Source organism: Hoeflea sp. Naph1, from assembly GCF_046837775.1.
Taxonomy (GTDB): domain Bacteria; phylum Pseudomonadota; class Alphaproteobacteria; order Rhizobiales; family Rhizobiaceae; genus Hoeflea.
Map to the genome: position 1 here is coordinate 4,033,887 of NZ_CP177286.1, position 18,946 is coordinate 4,052,832.

Annotated in this window: 22 protein-coding genes; 13 read left to right on the top strand and 9 right to left on the bottom strand. The window is 60.7% G+C overall.

All coding sequences use genetic code 11. From position 1 onward, the window contains the following. The first annotated feature begins 223 nt into the window (after positions 1 to 223). From lgt to ACK6D9_RS19430, 6 genes are all read left to right on the top strand, one after another. Positions 224 to 1,045, top strand: a complete 822-nt coding sequence (gene lgt, locus ACK6D9_RS19405; RefSeq protein WP_412051850.1) for a prolipoprotein diacylglyceryl transferase — start codon at positions 224 to 226, stop codon at positions 1,043 to 1,045. Positions 1,046 to 1,068: 23 nt separating this feature from the next. After that, complete coding sequence (locus ACK6D9_RS19410; protein WP_412049763.1) at positions 1,069 to 2,199, top strand: class I SAM-dependent methyltransferase; 1,131 nt, start codon at positions 1,069 to 1,071, stop codon at positions 2,197 to 2,199. A 105-nt stretch (positions 2,200 to 2,304) separates the two neighbouring features. Next, entirely contained in the window at positions 2,305 to 3,123 is an 819-nt protein-coding gene (gene pgeF / locus ACK6D9_RS19415) for a peptidoglycan editing factor PgeF (protein WP_412049764.1), read from the top strand. Beyond that, on the top strand, positions 3,107 to 4,264 hold the full coding sequence (locus ACK6D9_RS19420) for a Xaa-Pro peptidase family protein (protein WP_322988113.1): 1,158 nt from the start codon (positions 3,107 to 3,109) through the stop codon (positions 4,262 to 4,264). Before pgeF ends, ACK6D9_RS19420 begins: the two co-directional genes overlap by 17 nt. A gap of 75 nt (positions 4,265 to 4,339) precedes the next feature. After that, positions 4,340 to 4,948, top strand: coding sequence for a hypothetical protein (locus ACK6D9_RS19425; RefSeq protein WP_412049765.1), 609 nt, complete (start codon positions 4,340 to 4,342; stop codon positions 4,946 to 4,948). Positions 4,949 to 5,145: 197 nt separating this feature from the next. Continuing rightward, positions 5,146 to 6,078: a ribose-phosphate pyrophosphokinase gene (locus tag ACK6D9_RS19430; RefSeq protein ID WP_322988115.1), complete on the top strand. Its 933-nt coding sequence runs from the start codon at positions 5,146 to 5,148 to the stop codon at positions 6,076 to 6,078. Between the two features lie 51 nt (positions 6,079 to 6,129). Here ACK6D9_RS19430 and chrA read toward each other — a convergent pair whose 3' ends face one another. Beyond that, entirely contained in the window at positions 6,130 to 7,437 is a 1,308-nt protein-coding gene (gene chrA, locus ACK6D9_RS19435; protein ID WP_412049766.1) for a chromate efflux transporter, read from the bottom strand. Next, entirely contained in the window at positions 7,430 to 7,771 is a 342-nt protein-coding gene (locus ACK6D9_RS19440) for a hypothetical protein (protein ID WP_412049767.1), read from the bottom strand. The genes chrA and ACK6D9_RS19440 overlap by 8 nt, the downstream gene beginning before the upstream one ends. 366 nt (positions 7,772 to 8,137) lie before the next feature. Here ACK6D9_RS19440 and ACK6D9_RS19445 point away from each other — a divergent pair, with 366 nt between their 5' ends. Together ACK6D9_RS19445 and pth are read left to right on the top strand one after the other, a co-directional pair. Continuing rightward, positions 8,138 to 8,776 carry a 50S ribosomal protein L25/general stress protein Ctc gene (locus ACK6D9_RS19445; RefSeq protein ID WP_322988118.1) on the top strand — a complete coding sequence of 213 codons (639 nt, stop codon included), beginning with the start codon at positions 8,138 to 8,140 and terminating at the stop codon, positions 8,774 to 8,776. Between the two features lie 33 nt (positions 8,777 to 8,809). Next, positions 8,810 to 9,556, top strand: a complete 747-nt coding sequence (gene pth / locus ACK6D9_RS19450) for an aminoacyl-tRNA hydrolase (RefSeq protein WP_412049768.1) — start codon at positions 8,810 to 8,812, stop codon at positions 9,554 to 9,556. A gap of 36 nt (positions 9,557 to 9,592) precedes the next feature. Here pth and ACK6D9_RS19455 read toward each other — a convergent pair whose 3' ends face one another. Beyond that, positions 9,593 to 9,973 carry a hypothetical protein gene (locus ACK6D9_RS19455; RefSeq protein ID WP_412049769.1) on the bottom strand — a complete coding sequence of 127 codons (381 nt, stop codon included), beginning with the start codon at positions 9,971 to 9,973 and terminating at the stop codon, positions 9,593 to 9,595. Positions 9,974 to 10,112: 139 nt separating this feature from the next. Next, on the bottom strand, positions 10,113 to 10,871 hold the full coding sequence (locus tag ACK6D9_RS19460; protein ID WP_412049770.1) for an SDR family NAD(P)-dependent oxidoreductase: 759 nt from the start codon (positions 10,869 to 10,871) through the stop codon (positions 10,113 to 10,115). A gap of 52 nt (positions 10,872 to 10,923) precedes the next feature. Here ACK6D9_RS19460 and ACK6D9_RS19465 point away from each other — a divergent pair, with 52 nt between their 5' ends. The 3 genes from ACK6D9_RS19465 to ACK6D9_RS19475 all read left to right on the top strand — a co-directional run bounded on the left by ACK6D9_RS19465 (position 10,924) and on the right by ACK6D9_RS19475 (position 13,985). Beyond that, positions 10,924 to 11,922 carry an AraC family transcriptional regulator gene (locus tag ACK6D9_RS19465; RefSeq protein ID WP_412049771.1) on the top strand — a complete coding sequence of 333 codons (999 nt, stop codon included), beginning with the start codon at positions 10,924 to 10,926 and terminating at the stop codon, positions 11,920 to 11,922. A 178-nt stretch (positions 11,923 to 12,100) separates the two neighbouring features. After that, positions 12,101 to 13,204: a redox-regulated ATPase YchF gene (ychF, locus tag ACK6D9_RS19470; protein ID WP_267656148.1), complete on the top strand. Its 1,104-nt coding sequence runs from the start codon at positions 12,101 to 12,103 to the stop codon at positions 13,202 to 13,204. Between the two features lie 100 nt (positions 13,205 to 13,304). Next, positions 13,305 to 13,985, top strand: coding sequence for a hypothetical protein (locus ACK6D9_RS19475; RefSeq protein WP_412049772.1), 681 nt, complete (start codon positions 13,305 to 13,307; stop codon positions 13,983 to 13,985). A 72-nt stretch (positions 13,986 to 14,057) separates the two neighbouring features. Here ACK6D9_RS19475 and ACK6D9_RS19480 read toward each other — a convergent pair whose 3' ends face one another. Continuing rightward, complete coding sequence (locus ACK6D9_RS19480; protein WP_322988125.1) at positions 14,058 to 14,264, bottom strand: DUF2892 domain-containing protein; 207 nt, start codon at positions 14,262 to 14,264, stop codon at positions 14,058 to 14,060. Between the two features lie 170 nt (positions 14,265 to 14,434). On the opposite strand from ACK6D9_RS19480, the gene ACK6D9_RS19485 reads away from it, so the two are divergent. Then, positions 14,435 to 14,908, top strand: coding sequence for a MaoC family dehydratase (locus tag ACK6D9_RS19485; RefSeq protein ID WP_412049773.1), 474 nt, complete (start codon positions 14,435 to 14,437; stop codon positions 14,906 to 14,908). Continuing rightward, positions 14,905 to 15,387 (top strand): MaoC family dehydratase, encoded by a 483-nt coding sequence (locus tag ACK6D9_RS19490; protein ID WP_322988127.1) that lies wholly within the window; start codon positions 14,905 to 14,907, stop codon positions 15,385 to 15,387. The genes ACK6D9_RS19485 and ACK6D9_RS19490 overlap by 4 nt, the downstream gene beginning before the upstream one ends. A 45-nt stretch (positions 15,388 to 15,432) precedes the next feature. On the opposite strand, the gene ACK6D9_RS19495 is transcribed toward ACK6D9_RS19490, so the two are convergent. The 4 genes from ACK6D9_RS19495 to petA all read right to left on the bottom strand — a co-directional run bounded on the left by ACK6D9_RS19495 (position 15,433) and on the right by petA (position 18,861). Further along, the gene (locus tag ACK6D9_RS19495) at positions 15,433 to 15,975 is read right to left on the bottom strand and encodes an adenine phosphoribosyltransferase (protein ID WP_412049774.1); all 543 of its coding nucleotides are present in this window, start codon (positions 15,973 to 15,975) and stop codon (positions 15,433 to 15,435) included. A 129-nt stretch (positions 15,976 to 16,104) separates the two neighbouring features. Further along, complete coding sequence (locus tag ACK6D9_RS19500) at positions 16,105 to 16,956, bottom strand: cytochrome c1 (protein ID WP_322988129.1); 852 nt, start codon at positions 16,954 to 16,956, stop codon at positions 16,105 to 16,107. A gap of 26 nt (positions 16,957 to 16,982) precedes the next feature. Then, a complete protein-coding gene (locus ACK6D9_RS19505) occupies positions 16,983 to 18,269 on the bottom strand; it encodes a cytochrome b (RefSeq protein WP_412049775.1) in 1,287 nt (428 codons plus the stop codon). Between the two features lie 13 nt (positions 18,270 to 18,282). Beyond that, positions 18,283 to 18,861, bottom strand: coding sequence for a ubiquinol-cytochrome c reductase iron-sulfur subunit (petA, locus tag ACK6D9_RS19510; protein WP_322990564.1), 579 nt, complete (start codon positions 18,859 to 18,861; stop codon positions 18,283 to 18,285). Positions 18,862 to 18,946 lie beyond the last annotated feature (85 nt).

The window sequence follows — 18,946 nt, forward strand, 5'->3', positions numbered from 1 at the left end:
TCTGTGTCTTCCTGAGGTAAGCGCTCCGGCTGCCAGTTGCAAGCCGTGCGATGGCCGCAAGCCTTGCGCAAAGCTCACATGCGATACAACATCGACACACCGCGCGGGCGGGAAGGTCCAGAATTGCCTCAAACCCGTATCATGCTCCAGCCAGGAGACGCTGGATGATGAACCGGACAGGAAGGATGACGCATTGGACTACACGGCCACGCTGCTCTCATTGATGAGCTTTCCGGACATCGACCCGGTAATCTTCGCGCTCGGCCCGGTGAAGATCCGGTGGTATGGCCTGGCCTATGTGGCAGGCATCCTGCTTGGCTGGCGCTATGCCCGCAGGCTCGCCGCCAATGACCGGCTCTGGCCTGGCGGCCGCTCGCCGATCACCCCGCTCGATCTCGACGATTTCCTGGTCTGGGCAACGGTTGGCATCGTTGCCGGCGGGCGCATCGGCTATATCCTGTTCTACGACATGGCAGCGGTTGCCGCCAATCCGTTGCGGGCGTTGGAAATCTGGAACGGCGGCATGTCCTTCCACGGCGGCGTGCTGGGCACGCTAATGGCCATGATCCTGTTTGCGCGCAGCCGCAAGATCCCGGTCTTCAGCCTCTTCGACGTAGTCTGCGCGGTGGTCCCCACCGGGCTGTTTTTCGGCCGGATCGCCAATTTCATCAATTCCGAGCTGTGGGGACGCCTGACCGACATGCCCTGGGCTTTCGTGTTCCCGACCGGCGGGCCGTTTGCGCGCCACCCCACACAGCTCTATGAAGCCGGTCTCGAAGGCCTGCTGCTGCTGGCCGTACTGGCGGTGATGATCTATCGGTGGAACGCGCTCAAGTCACCCGGACTGATCGCCGGCTGGTTCCTGATCGGCTACGCCATGGCCCGCATCGTGGTCGAATTCTTCCGCGAGCCCGACGCCCATATCGGCTATCTCGCCGGGGGCTGGCTGACCATGGGCATGGTGCTTTCACTGCCGATGATTGCTATCGGCATTTGGGCCGTCGTCACCGCAAAATCCCGCGCAATCGGTCGGTCAGGCACGTGAGTGATCCGGAAAAGGTGGAGGCCATGACACACCCTGCACGAAACATGACACCCCTCGCACAAAAAATCGTTCGCATCATCGAGCAGGGCGGCCCCTTGCGGATTTCCGACTATTTCGCACTGTGCCTGGCCGATCCCGAGCACGGCTATTATCAGGCCCGCGAACCCTTCGGCCGTTCCGGCGATTTCATCACCGCCCCGGAAATCTCGCAACTGTTTGGCGAAATGATCGGTGTGTTTCTGGTCCACGCCTGGCAGGCACAGGCAAGCCCTGAAAACGTGCGCATCGTCGAGATCGGCCCGGGCCGGGGCACGTTGATGTCTGATGCGCTCAGGGTGGTTTCCCGGCTCGCACCCGAGCTGTTTGCCACCGCTACCATTCACATGGTCGAGACCAGCGAGCGATTGCGCGATGTCCAGCGCCAGACGCTGGTGCGCATCAAGGACCGGATTACATGGCACAAGGCATTCGAGGAGATCCCCGACGGTTTCACACTGATGGTTGCCAATGAGCTGTTTGACGCCATCCCGATCCACCAGTTCGTCAAAACCGCTGAAGGCTTCCGCGAGCGCATGGTGGGGCTAGATGATGCGGGCCAGTTGACCTTCGGATTGGGCCCCGGCGGGTTTGACCCCAGCCTGCTGCCGATCGAGGAAGAAGCCGTGCCAGAGGGGGAAATCTTCGAACTCGCGCCAGCGCGTTCGGCGGTCATGCAGGCAGTGGCAAACAAGATCGCCCGCGACGGAGGCACAGCGCTGGTCATCGATTACGGCCATCTGATCACCGGTTTTGGTGACACGCTGCAGGCCATCTACCGGCACGAATACGACCCGCCGCTGGCGAGGCCTGGCAAAGCTGACCTGACCAGCCATGTGGATTTTCAGGCACTCGCCGAAGCAGCGCTTGCCTGCGGCGCCCATGTGCATCGGCCGATGAGCCAAGGTGAACTTCTCGTCGGATTGGGGCTTGTGGAGCGCGCAGGCGCGCTCGGAGCCGGCCGCGACAGCTTGACCCAGGCAGCGATCCGCGACGCCGTCAACCGTCTCGCTGGCGAAGGCGAAGGCCGGATGGGCGCGCTTTTCAAAGCCTTGGCCATCAGCGGCGCACCGGTCAGGATCACCCCCTTTGATCGCAACGCGACCGGACTGAATTGATCACAACGCGCACAGGTCGAATTGACAGACGCCGCGCGGATAGCCACGATCCCGCCCGCGAACGAGCGCGGATTCGGTCCTGACGGGCCTCTGGAGGATCACATCATGAAGGTTGACCGCCACGGACCCGAACCGGTCCGGAGTGCACTTCTGGACGAGACCTCCGCTGACGGCCGCATTGCACACGGTTTTTTCAACCGTGCCGGCGGCGTGTCGGAAGGCCTCTATCGTGGCCTGAATGTCGGACTCGGTTCGAACGACAATCAGGATCACGTGGCCGAGAACCGCGCCCGGGTTTGTGGCTGGTTCGGCCTTGGTGCCGACAGGCTGGTGAGTGTCCACCAGATTCATTCGCCCACGGTTCATGTCGCCACTGCAAAAAACCGCCATGAACGGCCGAAAGCCGACGCCATCGTCACCGACACGCCCGGCCTGGTGCTTGGTGTGCTGACTGCCGATTGCGGACCGGTGCTGTTGTGCGATGCCGAAACCGGCGTGATCGGTGCCGCCCATGCCGGCTGGCGCGGCGCTTTCGAAGGCGTGGTCGAAAACACCGTTCAGGCCATGGAACAGCTCGGCGCGGTTCGCAGCCGTATCTCGGCAGCGCTCGGCCCCTCGATCAGCCAGGCCAATTACGAGGTCGGCCCCGAATTCATAGACCGTTTCCTCGATCGGGACCCGTCATTCGATCGTTATTTCACCCCGTCCGACACTTCCGGTCACGCCATGTTCGATCTCAGACAAATGACACTCGACCGGATGCGATCGGCAGGCCTGAATGCCACCATGCTGCCCCAGTGCACCTATGCCGATGAACAGGCATGGTATTCCTATCGCCGCGCTACCCATTGCAACGAAACCGATTACGGACGACAAATTTCCGCCATCACCATCAAGGAGGACGCCCATGGCCCTGCATTTTGAACAGGACGAGTACGCCGGCCGTCTGGACAAGCTGACCGCCAGCATGAAAGCTGAAAAGCTTGATGCCATGCTGCTGTTCTCACAGGAAAGCATGTACTGGCTGACCGGCTACGACACTTTCGGCTTCTGCTTTTTCCAGTGTCTGGTGGTCAAGGCCGACGGCACCATGACGCTGTTGACCCGCTCTGCCGACCTGCGCCAGGCGCGACACACATCCAACATCGAACGAATCGTGGTCTGGACCGACCGGACCAACGCCGACCCGGCGCTGGACCTGAAGAACCTGCTCTCAGACCTCGATCTGCTGGGCGAACGCGTCGGCGTCGAATACGACACCCACGGCTTGACCGGCGCCAATTGCCGCAAGCTCGACAACCAGTTGCAGAACTTCGCCGAACTGGTTGATGCGTCCTATCTGGTCAGCCGCTTGCGGCTGATCAAAAGCCCGGCAGAAATTGCCTATGTCCGTCGCGCCGCAGAACTTGCCGACGCAGCCCTTGATGCAGCACTGCCGCTGATCAAGCCGGGTGCCGACGAAGCCGATATTCTGGCGGCCATGCAGGCGGCGGTGTTTTCCGGTGGCGGCGATTATCCCGCCAACGAGTTCATCATCGGTTCGGGTGAAGACGCGCTTCTGTGCCGCTACAAGGCCGGACGGCGCAAGCTTGATGCCAGCGATCAACTGACGCTCGAATGGGCCGGCGTCTACGCCCACTACCACGCAGCCATGATGCGCACCGTCATCCTCGGTGAGCCGACGCCGCGCCATGTCGAACTCTACGAGGCCTGCCGCGAAGCGCTAGACAGCATCACCGAAATCCTCAAGCCGGGAACCACCTTTGGCGATGTCTTCGACGCCCATGCCGAGGTGATGGACAATCGCGGCCTGACCCGGCACCGGCTCAATGCCTGCGGCTATTCGCTCGGCGCGCGGTTTACCCCGAGCTGGATGGAGCATCAGATGTTCCATGCGGGCAATCCGCTCGAGATCGCACCCAACATGACGCTGTTCGTGCACATGATCATCATGGATTCGGAAGCCGGCGCCGCCATGACATTGGGCCAGACCTACCTGACCACGGAGGACGAACCGGAATCGCTCTCGGCAAAACCGCTGGGCCTGATCATTGCACCGCAGTAACCACGGCCGAACAGGCGCGCATTGACAGCCTCGCACCGGGGCTTTCATAACAGGCGAGAACAACGGGCGGGCACCATGCTGAAACGCATCACAACCATCGGCATCCTGTGCATCGCGGCTATCGCGATCGCTGGCTGTAACAGCTCCGAACTGTCTCTGGCGCCAATTCCCAGTGTCACGCCGACGAATGGCGCCCCCGGAGACACGGCTGCATTCCCGACCACACCCGATCAGACATTGGCGCCCGCATCTCCAGCCAGCCCGTCATCCCCCGCGGCTCCCGGCTCGGCAGCACCCGCAGTTGCCTCACTGCCTGCCGGCCAAGTACGCGGCCGGATCCGCTTCATGCCGGTGATCGGGGCACCGGTGAATGCGGTCACGCCACTCTCACGGCAACTCGCTGCTGAAGCCCGCAATCTCGGTCTGGTGATATTGAGCGCCGCCGACAGCAGCGGCGACCATGCCTTGAAAGGCTATTTCTCCGCCGACAATTTCGATGGGCAAACCACGGTATTCTATGTCTGGGACGTGCTCGATTCGGCTGGCGCACGGCAGAACCGGATCCAGGGACAAGAATCCTTCACCGGCAGCGCCGGCGATCCCTGGGCATCTGTGCCGGCGGATGTGATGGCACGGATCGCCACCCGCACGATGGCCGAATATGCCGCCTGGCGCGGCCTCTGACGCCCTCTCGGATGGGCCGCAGCCGCGCCATCTGGCTCTATTTTTAAGCAATATGACAAAAAAACTGCGCGCAAGGCCGATGTGCGCTTGCATTCATCGCGAGCGCCGCTAAAACGCGGCCAACGGGTTAGCGCCCCGTCGCCATGCGTACTGGCGCGCATGAAGCGACGCGGCCGAAAAAAGACAGGCGGTCCCAAATGAAGGTTTTCGCAGGAAACTCGAACCGACGTTTGGCGGAATCCATTTGCAATTATCTCAATGTGCCGCTCGGCAAGGCAAGCGTCAGACGCTTCGCCGATCAGGAGATATTTGTCGAAATTCAGGAAAATGTGCGCGGCGAGGACGTCTTCGTCGTTCAGTCGACATCCTACCCCGCCAATGACCACCTGATGGAACTGCTGATCATGATCGACGCCTTCCGGCGCGCTTCAGCACGGCGGATCACGGCGGTCCTGCCCTATTTTGGGTATGCTCGTCAGGACCGTAAACCCGGCCCCCGCGCACCGATCTCTGCCAAGCTGGTTGCCAATCTGATCACCGAGGCCGGCGCCGACCGCGTGCTGACGCTTGATCTGCACGCAGGACAGATCCAGGGGTTTTTCGACATCCCCACTGACAATCTGTTCGCCATCCCGCTGCTGTCGCGCGACGTCAAGGAAAACTACCCCGACTCGAGCCTGATGGTGGTCTCCCCCGATGTTGGCGGCGTGGTTCGCGCTCGCGCGCTCGCAAAGCGGCTGGATGCGCTGCTGGCGATCGTCGACAAGCGCCGCGACCGGCCAGGTGAGTCGGAAGTGATGAACATCATCGGCGATGTCTCCGGCAAGAATTGTCTACTGATCGACGATATCGTCGATTCCGGCGGCACGCTGTGCAACGCCGCCGAAGCACTTCTGGGCAATGGCGCGATTTCGGTCACCGCCTACATCACCCATGGCGTATTGTCGGGCGGCGCAGTGGCCCGTGTCACCTCCTCCAAGCTCAAGGAACTGGTGATCACCGACTCGATCCAGCCGACTCAGGACATCCAGTCGGCCCACAATATCCGGGTCATCTCGACGGCGTCGCTGATGGGTGAGGCAATCAACCGCACCGCCGCCGAACAGTCGGTCTCCAGCCTGTTCGACTAAGCCAGCACACCTTCACCTGGACACTTTGAGTTGATGCATATTGGTCATCACTCAGACGAGCAGCATCACCGCCACGCCGGCAAGCGTGGCGCCGCCCAGCACGACAAACAGATTGGCGTGAAAGCGCAGCAGCGCCACGCCCGCACCGAGCGCGATTGCCAGTGCGGCCAGATCAAGGCTTGCCAGATCGACAATCGGCAGGACCAGCGGCCCCAGATCAGTTTCCGCCACCGATCCAAACAGCACATGCAGCGCAAACCAGACCGCCAGATTGGCGATCACCCCGACTACCGCCGCGGTAATCGCCGACAGGCCGGCTGAGAGCCACTGCACCGAGCGCAACCGCTCGATATGCGGCGCACCGATGAATATCCATAAAAAGCATGGCACAAAGGTGAAAAACAACGCCACCGACCCGCCCAGAAACCCGCCAACAAGCGGCTCGAGTCCAGCTTCCCGCGCGCCGCCAAGAAAACCGACAAATACCAGCACCAGGATCAGCGGACCGGGTGTGGTTTCCGCCAGACCCAGCCCCGCCAGCATATCGCCCGGCATCAGCCAACCATGCACCTCGACCGCCTGCTGTCCGACATAGGCCAACACGGCATAGGCCCCGCCAAAGGTGACAATCGCCGCCTTGGAGAAGAACAAGCCCATGACGGCAAAGGCCTCGGGCACGCCGGGCAGATAGGAAAGCAGCGCCAGCGGCACGAACCAGATCACCCCCCATGCCAGCAAGGTGCGGAGGGTCTGCCCGGTCAGCGGACTGCTGTCACCCTGATCGAGCGCCGCAGCCGAAGGCGCATCGCGTCGCAACGCCGAGCGGCCAATGCCGATCACCCCCGCACCAAGCACGATCAGCGGAAACGGCAGCTTCAGGAACGCAATGGCGACGAAGGCCAGGATCGCCAGCGCCCAAGCGAAACGCGATTTCAGCGCCCGGCTCGATACTTTGGCAAGTGCCTCGACGACAATCGCCAGCACCGCCGCCTTGAGACCGAACAGGATGCCCGCCACCACCGGCAGGTCGCCATGGCGCAAATAGAGCGCTGACAGCACCATGATGACGGCAAAGCCCGGTATCACGAACAGCAGCCCGGCCAGCAAGCCGCCTTTGACTCCGCGCATCAGCCAGCCCGAATAGGTAGCAAGCTGCATCGCCTCCGGGCCCGGCAGCAACATGCAGAAATTGAGCGCGTGCAAGAACCGCGGCTCATCCAGCCATTGCCTGATTTCGACCAGCTCCCGGTGCATCAACGCTATCTGGCCGGCAGGACCGCCGAACGACAACAAGCCGATGCGCCCGAAGACGCGAAACATTTCGCCGTAGGAGGGCCGAAAGCTCTTATCCTCACGCATCGGCAGATGCCACCGACTCGACCGCCAGACCGGCATCCTTCGAGGCTTCAAAATCGCAGGCAAGGCCGACCGCGTCGACGCCCTGATCTCTCAGGACTTCACACACCACCTGGTTTACCTCCTGTCCGTGAACGCAGTAGACTGCCACTGCCCTGCCCCCGTATCCGCTTGCCCATTGCTCTGCACCAAATGGATGCCGCCGGACAGAACCGACGATCATCTGCCCGGAGGCCACTCGCGCCGGCGGCTGTGTGACATCGATGAGCATCAGCTCTTTCGGACTTGCGACCAGTTCGGCCGGCAATAGAAGGATTTGACTGTGGATTTGTGACATGCTGCGGCTCCGCAGGAATTGAGCATTTCGCGGAGCTTGGAGCCAAGGCTCTCGGCGGGAGTTCCGGTTTTCCCCGTGCCAGATATCTAGCCGCGACCAGATGCTGCGTCAATTCGCCTGATCGGCATCTGGCGCAGCGGAACGAAAGCGCCAAGCTGCAGGTCTTGCCGGCATGCCACGGCGCCACGCCCGACGGCCCCGATCCCTTGCATTTGCGCGGTTGCTCGGTTATAGCGGCCACGTCCGTGCAGACACCCTTGGAGGCAACGCGGATGAGGCGCCGGCAACGGCGCTTGATGCTTTTTGGAACCAGCGCAAGCCGGCCACCCGGAAGCAGCCCCAAATAGAACCTCGAAAGGACTTGCCATGAGCAATGTTGCATATGAGCTTAAGGCCGAGGCGCGCGAACGGGTTGGTAAGGGGTCCGCCCGTGAACTTCGCCGCAACGGTTTGATTCCCGCTGTCATCTATGGTGACAAGCAAGAGCCGGTTTCGATCGCGCTCTCGCGCAAGGATGTTACCCTGAAGATCCATGCTGGTGGCTTCATGACCACGCTGGCCACCATCGTGGTCGACGGCAAGAAGTACAGCGTCCTGCCCAAGGACTACCAGCTTGACCCGGTACGTGACTTCCTGATGCACGTGGATTTCCTGCGCATCTCGAAGAACACCCGCGTGACCGTCGAAATTCCGGTTCACTTCCAGAACGAAGAAGCGTCTCCCGGCCTCAAGCGCGGTGGCGTTCTCAACGTCGTGCGTCACACGGTCGAGTGCCATTGCCCGGCCAATGCGATCCCCGATTCGATCATCGTGGATCTCACCGGTCTGGAAATCGGCGACGGCATTCACATCTCACATGTGAAGCTGGACGAAGGCGTTGAGCCGACGATCACCGATCGCGACTTTACCATCGCCACCATCGCATCGCCTGCAGGCCTCAAGAGCGACGACAACGCCGCTACCGATGAAGCCGAAGGCGAAGTTGAAGGCGAAACCGAAGAATAAGCCGTTTCGGCGCTTTTTTGAGGATCAGGATCCATGCTGCTCATCGCGGGACTTGGAAATCCGGGCTCTCAATACGCTAGAAACCGGCACAATGTCGGCTTCATGGCGGCGGACGCAATTGCCCGCCGCCATTCGTTTTCCGGGTTTTCGAAAAAATTCCGGGGTGAAATCGCCGAAGGCACACTTGCCGGCGAGAAAGTCCTGCTGCTCAAGCCGATGACCTTCATGAACCTGTCGGGCGACAGCGTTGGCGAAGCCATTCGGTTCTACAAGCTCGCCCCTTCCGACATCATCGTTATCCATGACGAACTCGATCTGGCGCCCGGCAAGCTCAAGCTCAAGACAGGCGGCGGCAATGGTGGCCATAACGGGCTCAAATCAATCGATGCCCATTGCGGCAAGGACTACAAGCGGCTCCGGATCGGCATCGGCCATCCCGGACACAAGGACCGTGTCAGCCCTTATGTGCTGGGCGATTTCGCCAAGTCGGACATGGAATGGCTGGAACCGTTGCTGGACGCAATTGCCGACAACGCCGAATTGCTGGCGCGCGGCGATGATGCAGGTTTTCTCAACAAGCTGGCGCTGGCCACCGGTTCGGCAGCGCCAAAACCCGCCAAGCCGGCCAACCAACCGGTCAAGCCCGACGTCGCTGCCGAAACAAAGCCCAAGCCAGCGGCCAAATCGCACATCCATCAGGCGCGACAGGGCAAGCCCTCCTTGCCCGCATCGGGACCAATGGCAGAGATGCTGAGAAAATTGCTGGGCGGCAACAAGTAGCCAATCCGCGCCCGAAGGCGCAGACAGGAGTGCGGTTCAGCTTTTCAATTCTGCGATCCGCTGCCAGAACAAGTCGACAAAACCGCCGATGCCGGCTTCGATCAGATTGGCCATGCCGAGCCCGGCGCCATCGACCAGCAGCATCGCGCCAAGACCGCCAAGCATCGAGAATGTGACGCACAGCCTGAGGTTTCGCAGGCTGTCGAGCTTGTAATAGCCCGCATCGTCAAACTCGGTGCCCCACAGATAGTCCCCCCAGCTGTAGCCGCCGGAGACCAGAATATTGACCGCCGGCGTATCCGACAGCTTGTCCGGATATAGGTTGAACACCGCCCGGATTACATGCGCGAACACGCCAATGAGGGCAAACACAAGGCCTGCGACGACAAAATGCCAGGTGGCTAGCTCGGTTTCCATGCGCTCTCTCCCAAGGCTGACAGATGCAAGCATCCCACAAAAACCTTTCAGCCGGGTTGATCCGCCAGATGGCGGCACGGAAACCAGCGACTGCGCAAGTTCCCGGACGACCATCGGCACACTACCAAACGGTGGCAATCTAGAGATACATTCCGCCCGACACCTCGATCCGCTGCGCCGTCATCCATTGGCTGCCGCCAAGCAGCATGCTGGCGATCGCCTCGCCAATATCGTCGGGCAGACCGACCCGCCCCATTGCCGTGTTGCCGGCGGCAAGGGCATTGGCATCGGGATTGTCGCGAACCGCGCCGCCGCCGAAATCGGTTTCAATGGCGCCCGGCGCAATAACGTTGACGGCAATGCCGCGTGGGCCCAGTTCCCTGGCCTGATAGCGGGTCAGAACCTCGATTGCGCCCTTCATGGCGGCATAGGCTGCAAAACCCGGCGTGCTAAATCGCGCAAGACCGGTGGAAACATTGAGAATGCGGCCGCCATCTTCGAGCAGTGGCAGCAACCGCTGGGTGAGAAAGAACACACCCTTGAGATGGACATTCATCAGCGTGTCGAATTGCTCTTCGGTGGTATCGGTAAAAGCGGCATGGATGCCCATGCCGGCATTGTTGACAAGGAAATCGAACCGATCCCGCCCCCACAGGTTTTGCAGCGTTTGCGCAAGCTGCTCGGCGAAACCTGCAAACTGGGCCAGGTCTCCGGTATCAAGCGGTAGCGTGGCGGCCGTCCCGCCAAAGGCTTCGATATCCTTTACAACGGCGGCAGCCTCTTCCGCACGCGACAGATAAGTAATGATGACACCAGCGCCCTGTCGGGCAAGATGAAGTGCGGCGTTGCGGCCCAGGCCACGGCTGCCGCCGGTGATAAGTGCGATTGGGTGGGTCATGTCAGGCTCCTGCGGTTCGAGATGAGTGCAAGCTAGCCGCAAGGCTGCCGACATGCCTGCCGGATTCTCCGCAAGTTTTGCCCAATCCTCCAAAGCTTCACATCTCAGCGTGACCCCATGCACCTTATGTTTTATCTCTAAAAGCCGAAAGGACAGCCCCATGACGATACCCGACCTGGCCCGACGCGTGGATAAATTCATCGGCGGCAGCATTGATACCCTTATGGGGCGCGCGACCGACATCGCCGGCCTCTATGTTCATCGCCAGACCCAGCCGAGCCGGTTTGAAGCCGTGGTTTACAATCCGGTGATCTGCCTGAACCTGCAAGGCTGCAAGGAAGTGACGATCGGCGGCCGATCGGTGATATCGGGCACCGGCGCGTCCCTGATTGTCAGCCATGACCTGCCAGTCATGGCGCGGGTTATCGAAGCCAGCCCGCAGCACCCATATCTGGCAATCATCATCGGGCTGGATATCGCGATCCTGCGCAGCCTCGTCGAGGACGTCGGAACCACGCTCGCCGAGCAGCGCCAACCCAAACCGCTTGCCGCAAGCGCCGCCGAGCCAGCTCTTGTCGAGGCAGTTGGACGCTACTTCGCCCTCGCAAATAATCCTGCCGAAGCCAAGGTAATGGCCCCTCTGATACTCAAGGAAATCCATTTCCGGTTGCTGATGGCCAACCACGGCGGCATGCTCCGGCAACTGATGCAGCGCGACAGCCATGCCAGCCGGATATCGCGCGCCATTGGCAGGATCCAGACCGATTACCACGTCCCCCTGGCCGTGGCCGGACTTGCCGATGAAGCTGGCATGAGTCCGTCATCGTTCCACCAGCACTTCAAGCAGATCACCGGCACCACTCCGTTGCAGTACCAGAAAGATCTGCGCTTGATGGAGGCGCGCCGGCTGATCGCCATGGACGGGCATTCGGTGTCTTCCGCCGCCTATGAGGTGGGCTATGAGAGCGCCACCCAATTCAGCCGGGAATACGCAAGAAAATACGGCAACCCTCCCCGCAACGATGTCTTTCGCCCCGGCATCGCGCTATAGAGAGCTTCTTGGCTTGATGGAACAAATATCGGGGCAACGTGGCCTCCCGCAGGACCAACCACAGGCTCAATCCGGACCTTTTGTCGGGCCTCGCCGACGGTTAGCGCTGCTCGCCCCTTGACGCGGCACGTCACATCCATACAAAGCCGCAAGTATCTACGTGAAGGACAGCAATTCCATGGGTTTCAAATGCGGTATCGTCGGACTGCCCAATGTCGGCAAGTCCACCCTGTTCAACGCACTGACGCGCACCGCTGCCGCGCAGGCTGCGAATTACCCGTTCTGCACGATCGAGCCCAACACCGGCGAGGTCGCCGTGCCCGATCCGCGTATGCGCAAACTGGCTGAAGTGGCCGGGTCGAAAGAGATCATCCCCACACGCATGGCCTTTGTCGACATCGCCGGCCTGGTGCGCGGCGCCTCCAAGGGGGAAGGCCTGGGCAACAAGTTTTTGGCCAACATTCGCGAAGTCGACGCCATCGTCCATGTGCTGCGCTGCTTCGAAGACGACGACATCACCCATGTCGAAGGCCGCATTGACCCTGTCAGCGATGCCGACACCATCGAAACCGAGCTGATGATCTCCGACCTCGAAAGCCTCGAGCGGCGTACCGATCAGGCCCGCAAGCGCGCCGCCTCGAAGGACAAGGAGTCGATGACGCTGTTGCCGATGATGGAAGCGTCGTTGAAACTGCTGCAGGACGGCAAACCGGTCCGCACCATGCTGAAGGACCTGGCGGACGAAGACCTTGAGATCCTCAGGGGCCTCAACCTTCTGACCGCTCATCCGGTGCTCTATGTCTGCAATGTCTCCGAAGCCGATGCCGTGGACGGCAATGCACACACCCAGGCCGTCGCCAAGATGGCAGCCGAACAGGGTGCGGAAAGCATTGTCGTTTCCGCTGCAATCGAATCTGAAGTGGCGCAGCTGCCGGACGAGGAATCACAGGAATATCTTGCAGCGCTCGGGCTCGAAGAAGCCGGCCTCGACCGGCTGATCCGCGCCGGTTATCACCTGCTCGACCTGATCACCTATTTTACTGTCGGACCCAAGGAAACCCGGGCCTGGACGATTGAACGCGGAACCAAGGCGCCCGCCGCCGCCGGTGTCATTCACACCGATTTCGAGCGCGGCTTCATTCGCGCCTTCACCATTGCCTATGACGATTATGTCACCCTTGGCGGCGAAGTGCCGGCCAAGGAAGCCGGCAAGGCCCGTGACGAAGGCAAGGAATACGTGGTTCAGGACGGCGACGTCATCCATTTCCGTTTCAATACCTGAAAACGTCCGCGATCCGACAGCAACCGGCTGCCGGGATGGCCGGTCATATCTTCGTGAGCCTGCTTGCGCGAGCGCCCTGTTCCGCGCAAGGTCGGCCGCAATGAACACCCAGACTCACATCTTGCTTGCAGCCGGATTGCTGACGCGACCCGGGCGCGAAAACCGCCGCAACAATGCCGCAGTGCTTGTTGGCGCTTTCGCACCCGATGCTCTGATCTTCGTCATGTTCGTCTGGTCAAAACTGACCAGCGTTCCTGAAAACGAGGTTTGGCGGGTCTGGTATTTTACCCCGCCATGGCTCACCGCCATCGACTGGATGAACTCGATACCATTGTTTACGGCAATCGCGCTGCTGGGCTGGCTGCTGGTGCGTCACAGCCAGAGCTATGCATCAGTGGCAATGATGACAATGTTGTTCGCGCTCGCGGCCCTCACCCATATATTTGGTGACCTGCCGCTACATGTAAACGATGGCCACGCCCATTTCGTGCCCTTCAGCCAGTGGCGCTTTGTTTCGCCGGTATCCTATTGGGACCCTCGGCACTATGGCGACATCTTCTCCAAGCTCGAACTGGCGCTTGCGCTGGGACTGATCGTGATTTTGTGGCGGCGCTTTGACACCCGGCCGGTGCGGGCCATACTGGCGCTGACAACGCTGGCCTATGCCGTTCCCTATGTCTGGTTTGTCCTGCTCGGCGGCCATGCCGACCACAACGCCGCTGCAACGCTGATCCACACGCTTCCCGGTGCAACTGGTAGTCTCACCACTGCACACGCCTGAGATAGCCGCCCAGCCTCATGTGGAGGCCGGGCGGCGCCTTTCAATTCAGTCGTCAGACCGGATTGCCAACCCTCAACGTTTGCTGCTCGGGCAGGTCGACATGCCGAACAGCGAATAGAGCGGACAGGTGCCGAACAAGCCGGTAAACAGCGGAATGACGCCGATCAACGCGACATAGCGCCATGACGCTTCCGGATAGATGAAATACAGCGAAAGCAGCACGACACCGGCAATGATACGCAGGATACGGTCGAAACGGCCGACATTGGACTTGAACATGGGGAACTCCTTGAATCTCATTCCGGCGGATACGCCGGTATGTATTGATCATACATTATATAAGAGCTCGCGATTTGACCGGGATCAAGCGGACCAGCTAGATCCTTTCATGCCTAAACCAAATCAACTATGTTGCACCGCGAACCAGTTTTGAGAAAGCGACACGCCTGATGCCCGAGCAAAACCTTCTCTATTTCGAGGACATGAGCCCCGGAACCATCTTTCCGCTCGGCCCCAAGAACGTGACCGCCGACGAGATCATCGCCTTTGCCATGGAATTCGACCCGCAGCCGATGCACATCGATGCCGAAGCCGGCGCCGCCTCGATTCTCGGTGGCCTGGCGGCCTCAGGCTGGCACACCTGCGCGATGATGATGCGGATGATGGCAGATAGCTATCTTCTGCGCACCGCCGCCGAAGGCGCCCCTGGGGTCGACCACGTCAAATGGAGAAAGCCCGTGCTTGCCGGCGATGTCCTGAACGGCGAGACCCGGGTGATCGAGGCTCGCGCATCGCGCTCGCGACCGGGTATCGGCATCGTCAGCCTGCGCCACCAGTTGCGCAACCAGAACGGCGATACCGTTCTGGATTCCGACAACCCGGTGATGGTGCGGCTGCGGCCGCAGGAAGGCGGTCAGGCATGAGCATCGAAACCGATTATGAATTGGGCGTCCGCCGTGATCTCGGCAGTCATGTCTTTACCGCCGAGGCCATCATCAACTTTGCCCGGCAGTTTGACCCGCAGCGCTTCCATGTCGACCCCGAGGCGGCAAAGGACACCGTGTTTGGTGGTCTTTGCGCCTCCGGCTGGCACACCTCTGCAACCTGGATGAAGCTCAACATCCGCTCGATCAAAAATGACGTCGCAAAGGCCCAAAGCGAAGGCCGGACGCCACCCGAGTTCGGCCCCTCGCCCGGGGTCCGTAACATTCGCTGGTTCAAGCCGGTTTTCGCCGGCGACGAGATCCGCTACTCGCGCATCAACCGCGGTGCCCGCCCGCTCAACTCGCGTCCGGGCTGGTCAGTGCTCGAAACCAGCGCCGAAGCCCATGACAAGGCAGGCAACATCGTGATGAGTTTTGATTCTGCGGTGCTGATCAAATTGCCCGAAGCTGGCGATTGAGGTGTCGCCGAGCATCGGCAGCGTCGGAAACCAGTTCCGGCGTGCTCAGTGCCCCTCGTAGGAAATCAGTGTACGCACCTGAACGCCAAGGTCTTCGAGCTTCTTGCGTCCACCGAGATCCGGCAGATCGATGACAAAGCAGGCGGCAACGATGTTGGCGCCCATCTGCCTGAGCAATTTCACGGCACCCTCGGCAGTGCCTCCGGTGGCAATCAGGTCATCAACCAGGATGACGCTTTCGCCCTCGGCGACCGCGTCCTTGTGCATCTCCATCTCATCGAGCCCGTATTCGAGGCTGTAGGCCACGCGCACGGTTTCATGCGGCAGCTTGCCCTTCTTGCGGATCGGCACAAACCCTGCCGATAGCTGGTGCGCCATGGCGCCGCCGAGAATGAAGCCACGCGCTTCGATCCCCGCTACCTTTGAAACCTGCAGCCCGGCATAGGGGTGCACCAGCCCGTCCACCGCCCGGCGAAACGCCCGCGGTTGACCCAGCAGCGTGGTAATATCGCGAAACAGGATACCCGGCTTGGGATAATCCGGAATCGTTCGGATGGAGGCACGGAGTTCGTCACTCAGTTCGGACATGGATTGTTTTCCAGATTGCAGTTCAATGTGCGACGCGGTAGGGCCTGGCGCAAGCCGGTTTTCGCGGAAACGAAAACGCCGCCCGGAGGCGGCGTCTTGTGAAGGCGCGATCAGGCCAAGCCGGGCCGATCAATGATCCTTGTTGGCGTAGATTGCCTTCTTGGTCAGGTACATCAGCGACGAGAAGATCAGCAGGAACACCATCACCATGAACCCGGTCCGCTTGCGTTCTTCCATGTGCGGTTCGGCCGCCCACATCATGAACGCAGCCACATCCTTGGAGTACTGATCAAGCGTTTCCGGCGAACCGTCATCATAGGTGATCTGACCATCCGACAGCGGCGGCGCCATTGCCAGCGCAGATCCCGCAAGGAAGTAGGGGTTGTAATGCGCGTTTTCCGGAACCTCAACGCCTGCCGGCGCTTCCTGGTAGCCCGTCAACAGCGAATAGATGTAGTTCGGGCCGCTCTCGTTATAGCCAGTGAAGATGTCGAAAACGAACTGCGGGAAACCGCGCTCCGCGTAGCGGGCCTTGGCCAGCAGCGAGAAGTCGGGCGGAACCGCACCATTGTTGGACGCTGCCGCCGCCGCATCATTGGGGAACGGCGACGGGAAGTAGTCGGCCGGGATGGCGGCACGCGTGAACATGTCGCCCTCATCATTGGGGCCATCCTCGACCTCGTATTCGGCGGCCAGCGTCTTGACTTGGTCTTCGGAGTAGCCGAGCGCCACGAGTGAACGGAACGGCACCAGGTTCATCGAATGGCAAGCCGAGCAGGTCTCGACATAGACCTTCAGCCCGCGCTGCAACTGACCCCGGTCGAAGGTTCCGAACGGACCCGCGAAAGACCAGTCCACTTCGCGCAGATGGTTGATCGGGTAATGCGGCGTCGCATTTTCATGCTCGGCTGCGATTGCAGGGCCGGTGCCGATAACGGCAGCCATGGCGAGCGGAACGATGCTTGCAAGAAGCGTTTTCATATCTCAGATCCTTTCCGTCGCGCCGCTCAGCCGCGGGTTTCTGGTGAAGCGGCCCCGCCCTTGCCGCCATTCTTGGCAAGCACGGCTTCGGTAATCGAGTTCGGCAGACGCTTGGGCGTTTCAATCAACCCCAGCACCGGCAGAACGACCAGGAAGAACGCGAAGTAGTAGAGCGTCGCGATCTGCGCCATGGTCGTGTAGGTGCCCTCTGCGGGCTTGGCGCCGAGCCATCCCAAGAAGATCGCATTGGCGACAAAGATCCAGAAGAACAGCTTGTACCAGGGCCGGTAGACCGCCGAACGGACCTTCGAGGTATCAAGCCAAGGCAGCACGAACAGCACGGCGATCGAACCAAACATGGCAAGCACGCCGCCGAGCTTGGAATCGATGGGGCCAATGTTGAAGGTGATGGCGCGCAGGATCGCGTAGAACGGTAGGAAGTACCATTCAGGCACAATATGCGCCGGCGTCTTCAGCGAATTGGCCGGAATGTAGTTGTCGGCATGTCCGAGGAAGTTCGGCATGTAGAAGATGAAATAGGCGAACACGAGCAGGAAGATGCTCATCGCCAGCCCGTCCTTGATGGTGGCGTAAGGTGTGAACGGCACCGTGTCGGTCTTCGATTTCACTTCAACACCGGTCGGGTTGGTCTGGCCCGTCACATGCAGTGCCCAGACGTGCAGGATAACCACACCGGCGATCATGAACGGCAGCAGGTAGTGCAACGAGAAGAAGCGGTTGAGCGTCGGGTTGTCGACTGCAAACCCGCCGAGCAGCAATTGCTGGATCGGCTCCCCGATACCCGGAAAGGCGGTAAAGAACCCGGTGATCACCGTGGCCCCCCAGAACGACATCTGACCCCAGGGCAGCACATAACCCATGAAGGCCGTGGCCATCATCAGAAGCAGGATGACAACGCCGAGGATCCACAGCACTTCGCGCGGCGCCTTGTAGGAGCCGTAATACATGCCGCGAGCGATATGCAGATAAACCGCCAGGAAGAAGAACGAGGCGCCGTTGGCGTGCATGTAGCGCAGCAACCAACCGGAGTTGACGTCACGCATGATCTTCTCGACCGACTGGAAAGCCAGCGAGGTGTCCGCAGCGTAATGCATGGCCAGCACGATGCCGGTCACCAACTGCACCACCAGCATTATCGAAAGAATGCCGCCGAAGGTGTAGGCGTAATTGAGGTTTCGCGGCACCGGATAGGAGACGAAACTGTCATGAACCAGCCGCGGCAGCGGTAGGCGTGAATCGATCCACTTTCCGAAACCGGAAGTGGGCTGGTAGGTCGAATGATCCCCACTCATCGTCTATATCCCCTTAGCCGATTTTAATGACAGTGTCTGAAATGAAGGCGAATTCCGGAACGGCCAGATTTTCCGGCGCCGGACCTTTACGAATTCGACCGGCGGTATCGTAGTGCGAACCGTGGCAGGGGCAGAACCAGCCACCAAAATCACCAGCTTGACCCAGTGGAATGCAACCCAGATGGGTGCAGACGCCGACCATCACCAGCCAGTTTTCCTTGCCTTCGCCAGCGGAGCGATCGAGATCGGTCGCCACCGAGCTGGCGGAAATATTTGCGTTGCGCGCCACCGGATCCTTGAGGTCGTCGATCGCGACCGCCTTGGCCTCTTCGACCTCGGCTTCGGTACGGTTGCGGATGAACACCGGCTTGCCGCGCCATTTAACTGTCAGCGACATGCCCGGTTCAAGGCTTTCGACGTCCACTTCGATGGACGACACTGCAAGCGTCGAGGCATCCGGGCGCATCTGGTCGATAAACGGCCAGGCAAAGCTGCCCACCCCGACCACGCCTGCCATCCCTGTGGCGATGTAAAGAAAATCGCGGCGGTTGGGTTCGCCCACGCCTTCGCTCTGTGTCATTGGCTCACTCACGGCTCACCGTCCTCTTTGAAGCTGCGTCCGGACCAGCATCCCATCCCATAGCCATAGCCGGATTCGGCCAGTTTCGACAATGCGG

Excerpts from the sequence above, each read along its gene's own strand:
- lgt (WP_412051850.1), top strand. The coding sequence starts at position 224 with ATGAGCTTTCCGGACATCGACCCGGTAATCTTCGCGCTCGGCCCGGTG.
- ACK6D9_RS19410 (WP_412049763.1), top strand. The coding sequence starts at position 1,069 with ATGACACACCCTGCACGAAACATGACACCCCTCGCACAAAAAATCGTT.
- pgeF (WP_412049764.1), top strand. The coding sequence starts at position 2,305 with ATGAAGGTTGACCGCCACGGACCCGAACCGGTCCGGAGTGCACTTCTG.
- ACK6D9_RS19420 (WP_322988113.1), top strand. The coding sequence starts at position 3,107 with ATGGCCCTGCATTTTGAACAGGACGAGTACGCCGGCCGTCTGGACAAG.
- ACK6D9_RS19425 (WP_412049765.1), top strand. The coding sequence starts at position 4,340 with ATGCTGAAACGCATCACAACCATCGGCATCCTGTGCATCGCGGCTATC.
- ACK6D9_RS19430 (WP_322988115.1), top strand. The coding sequence starts at position 5,146 with ATGAAGGTTTTCGCAGGAAACTCGAACCGACGTTTGGCGGAATCCATT.
- chrA (WP_412049766.1), bottom strand. The coding sequence starts at position 7,437 with ATGCGTGAGGATAAGAGCTTTCGGCCCTCCTACGGCGAAATGTTTCGC.
- ACK6D9_RS19440 (WP_412049767.1), bottom strand. The coding sequence starts at position 7,771 with ATGTCACAAATCCACAGTCAAATCCTTCTATTGCCGGCCGAACTGGTC.
- ACK6D9_RS19445 (WP_322988118.1), top strand. The coding sequence starts at position 8,138 with ATGAGCAATGTTGCATATGAGCTTAAGGCCGAGGCGCGCGAACGGGTT.
- pth (WP_412049768.1), top strand. The coding sequence starts at position 8,810 with ATGCTGCTCATCGCGGGACTTGGAAATCCGGGCTCTCAATACGCTAGA.
- ACK6D9_RS19455 (WP_412049769.1), bottom strand. The coding sequence starts at position 9,973 with ATGGAAACCGAGCTAGCCACCTGGCATTTTGTCGTCGCAGGCCTTGTG.
- ACK6D9_RS19460 (WP_412049770.1), bottom strand. The coding sequence starts at position 10,871 with ATGACCCACCCAATCGCACTTATCACCGGCGGCAGCCGTGGCCTGGGC.
- ACK6D9_RS19465 (WP_412049771.1), top strand. The coding sequence starts at position 10,924 with ATGCCTGCCGGATTCTCCGCAAGTTTTGCCCAATCCTCCAAAGCTTCA.
- ychF (WP_267656148.1), top strand. The coding sequence starts at position 12,101 with ATGGGTTTCAAATGCGGTATCGTCGGACTGCCCAATGTCGGCAAGTCC.
- ACK6D9_RS19475 (WP_412049772.1), top strand. The coding sequence starts at position 13,305 with ATGAACACCCAGACTCACATCTTGCTTGCAGCCGGATTGCTGACGCGA.
- ACK6D9_RS19480 (WP_322988125.1), bottom strand. The coding sequence starts at position 14,264 with ATGTTCAAGTCCAATGTCGGCCGTTTCGACCGTATCCTGCGTATCATT.
- ACK6D9_RS19485 (WP_412049773.1), top strand. The coding sequence starts at position 14,435 with ATGCCCGAGCAAAACCTTCTCTATTTCGAGGACATGAGCCCCGGAACC.
- ACK6D9_RS19490 (WP_322988127.1), top strand. The coding sequence starts at position 14,905 with ATGAGCATCGAAACCGATTATGAATTGGGCGTCCGCCGTGATCTCGGC.
- ACK6D9_RS19495 (WP_412049774.1), bottom strand. The coding sequence starts at position 15,975 with ATGTCCGAACTGAGTGACGAACTCCGTGCCTCCATCCGAACGATTCCG.
- ACK6D9_RS19500 (WP_322988129.1), bottom strand. The coding sequence starts at position 16,956 with ATGAAAACGCTTCTTGCAAGCATCGTTCCGCTCGCCATGGCTGCCGTT.
- ACK6D9_RS19505 (WP_412049775.1), bottom strand. The coding sequence starts at position 18,269 with ATGAGTGGGGATCATTCGACCTACCAGCCCACTTCCGGTTTCGGAAAG.